The sequence below is a fragment of the Microcoleus asticus IPMA8 genome (assembly GCF_013179805.1).
In the GTDB taxonomy this organism is placed as follows: Bacteria; Cyanobacteriota; Cyanobacteriia; order Cyanobacteriales; family Microcoleaceae; genus Microcoleus; species Microcoleus asticus.
This window is the reverse complement of the sequence record NZ_SRRZ01000253.1, coordinates 1-3,295: the sequence shown is the minus strand read 5'-3', so window position 1 is coordinate 3,295 and position 3,295 is coordinate 1. Positions and strand designations below refer to the sequence as shown.

The 3,295-nt window shown below is 45.9% G+C and carries 2 protein-coding genes and 1 pseudogene; all 3 read left to right on the top strand.

What is annotated here, in order from left to right:
• Positions 1–89: 89 nt before the first annotated feature.
• A pseudogene (locus E5S67_RS31520) lies at positions 90–452 on the top strand (reverse transcriptase domain-containing protein); the annotation flags it as partial.
• A 598-nt stretch (positions 453–1,050) separates the two neighbouring features.
• A complete protein-coding gene (gene ltrA, locus E5S67_RS31515; protein WP_172193355.1) occupies positions 1,051–2,775 on the top strand; it encodes a group II intron reverse transcriptase/maturase in 1,725 nt (574 codons plus the stop codon).
• A 101-nt stretch (positions 2,776–2,876) separates the two neighbouring features.
• A complete protein-coding gene (locus tag E5S67_RS31510) occupies positions 2,877–3,233 on the top strand; it encodes a reverse transcriptase/maturase family protein (protein ID WP_425487386.1) in 357 nt (118 codons plus the stop codon).
• Positions 3,234–3,295: the final 62 nt, after the last annotated feature.

Genomic DNA, 3,295 nt, shown 5'->3' with positions numbered 1-3,295 from the left:
CAGTCACACACTGAGGAGCCGAATGAATAGCGATATTCACGTTCGGTTCTGGAGCCGAGCAGGTAGGGCGACCTGCCTGCTTAGGTTAACAGAAGACGGCAGGTGTAGACGGTATTAAATCACTGAATCCAAAGCAACGTCTCGCATTGATAAACAAAATATCATTGGGTTCTAAGGTTAAACCAACACGCCGAGTTTGGATACCTAAACCAGGGACAGATGAGGAAAGACCTTTAGGTATACCGACAATGGAAGACCGAGCTTTGCAAGCGTTAATCAAACTGGTATTAGAACCAGAATGGGAAGCGCGATTTGAACCTAACTCATATGGGTTCCGACCAGGACGCTCATGCCACGATGCGATTGGAGCAATATTCCTGGCAATAAAGCATAAATCAAAATATGTGCTGGATGCCGACATTAGTAAATGCTTCGACCGTGTGCGACGTGAAAGTCGTGTGTTAGGCGCATCAGCGCTATATGACAGAAAGGTCGTCCTCTCTAGGGATTCTCTTCTCCCTATCCCTGCGTAGAAGGGTCACGCTACCCCGCCTACATCGGTAGTAAGCAATGAATCCGATGGAATGCAAGGCACGAAAGCTCACCTCACTGAAAGCCTAAATTGGTAAGGAGAGCAAAGGGAAGACTGACAAGGTTAACGAAATGTGAACCATCGTAAGCCCCGTTAAGCATGAAGAGTGAAATAAGGCTGACACACTCCAACCAAAAAGGTAAGTGGGTAGGTCGTAAGACAGTGCGGTCGGTCACGACGAAGAGACAACACCCCCACCGGAGCATAGATGGAACCTAAATCAGTCGATTGTCAAGCACACGAAACACGGCAAGCCCCATCAGTTCTTGAGTCAGGTCAATGGCTTAAGTAGGTCAACCGTAAGGAAGGCGGAATTACTGAGGGGGTAAAGGATGCCAGAGAAAGCGAAAGTCTGGGGTAACGCCTAGAATAGGGGTTCAAAATTTGCCCCACACCGAAAGGTGGCAGACTTCTGGCAGGTCTTCAACGGTGAACCAAAGTGAAGGAATCAAACCAACGTGAAAGATAGAGTCAGAAATGACATCGGAACGAAGGGACAACTTCAAAGCTGGACTGACATAGATTGGAAGCTAGCTTTGAAGCGGGTCAGAAACCTAAGACAGCGGATTTATCGTGCCGCTCAGAAAAATCAGTGGAACATGGTTCGTAGCCTTATGAAACTGATGTTACGCAGTTACTCCAACCTGCTGCTTTCAGTGCGTCGAGTAACCCAAGAAAATCAAGGTAAGCAGACGGCTGGAATAGACGGTCAGACAGCTTTAACCAACGATGAACGGGTAAAACTGGTCACACAGATGAAGGAACATTCTCTATGGAAAGTTCGCCCAACTAAAAGGGTATATATTCCCAAAGCAAACGGGAAAAGAAGACCATTAGGAATTCCAACTATCATTGACCGCGTAGCACAAGCGGTTGTCAAAAATGCACTCGAGCCTCGCTTTGAACCTCGCTTTGAGGCACACAGTTACGGCTTTAGACCTGGTAGAGGCACACACGATGCCATCGCCCAATGCTTTTGCCGAATGGGTGGAGGCAGTGACACTTGGATTCTAGATGCCGATATCAAAGGAGCATTCGACAACATCAGCCATGAATACATCCTCAGCACAATTGGGAATACCCCAAGCAGAGAAATCATCAAACAATGGCTGAAGGCAGGGTATGTAGAAGCCGAGATGTTCCACAAAACAGAAAGCGGTACACCACAAGGAGGGATAATCAGCCCTCTGCTAGCCAATATTGCCTTAAACGGTATAGAGGCACTACTGAGCCAGTTTTACAAGGTCAACACCTACACCCTCAAAAGCGGGAAACAAGCTGGCAACAAGAAAAAGAAGAAGGATGCAACCTACGGATTCATCCGATATGCAGACGACTTCATCATCACCGCCAAATCAAGAGAGGACATTGAGGCAATAATTCCCACTCTTCAGGAATGGCTTAAAGAAAGAGGATTAGAACTGAATCAGGAGAAAACCAACATCTCTCATGTAGAAGAAGGATTCAATTTCCTGGGGTTCAATATCTGCCAGTTCAAAGGCAAATGCCTGATAAAGCCTCAGAAAGAAAAAGTCAAAATCTTCCTGAAGAACATCCGTAAATGGCTTAAGGAACACAAACAGGCTTCACCAGAGGCAGTCATAGAATACCTTAACCCAGTATTAAGAGGATGGGGAAACTACTACAGGCACGGGGTCAGCAAACAAGTGTTTAGCTACGTTGACCACCAAATCTGGAAACTTCTCTGGAAATGGTCACTGAGGCGACACCCGAATAAAAGTAAGAAATGGGTAGCCAGAAAATACTTCAAAACCCTCCAAGGGCGAAAATGGGTATTTTCTGCAACAGTCAATGACTTGCGTGGAAATAAAGAGATAGCCATTTTCCGCCTATCTAGTATTCCAATTGAACGTCACGTTAAAGTCAAAGGCACCGCTTCCCCCGATGACCCCGAACTCACCAAATATTGGCAAGACCGCATGACTCGATACGGTAAAACCTATTGGGAAAAAGGTACGAAGCTCTACAAAGTAGCGACTAATCAAAACTGGTCTTGTCCGATATGCGGTGACCACCTGCTCAACGGAGAAAAACTGCACACCCACCACATCGTACAAAGGAAGAATGGCGGAACGGATAATGAGGAAAACCTTATACACCTCCACCAAGCCTGTCATAGGCACGTCCATTCAAAGGGTGATACTGAGAGGCTGAAGGCATGAGCCGGATGATGGGAAACTGTCAAGTCCGGTTCTTGGGGGAGGAGGACACGGCGACGTGTGCCTCCTTACCCGCCATTAATCACGATGCACTTCTCAAAAAATTGAATACTTATCCTACCCTACGGAGACAAATCCGAGCTTGGTTAAAAGCTGGTGTTATGGATGGAAACAAGCTGTTCCCAACAGATGAAGGGACACCACAGGGCGGGGTGATATCACCTCTACTTGCCAATGTCGCCTTACATGGGATTGAGGAATTGATTATGGGTTTAGCCCCAAAATTCGATATGAAGCGAACGGACAACACCCAATTAGGTGTAAGAGACAAGCTTAAATCGATTTCATTGATTAGATACGCAGATGATTTCTTAGTCCTTCATGAGGATTTAGAAGTCATAAAACTGTGCAAATTGGAGATAGAGAAGTGGTTAAGCTGTTTCGCATTAAAAATGGTATAATAATAAATCACAAGCCACAGAAAAGCCAGAAGTATGCCAGCCAAAAATCATCTAAATGCAGA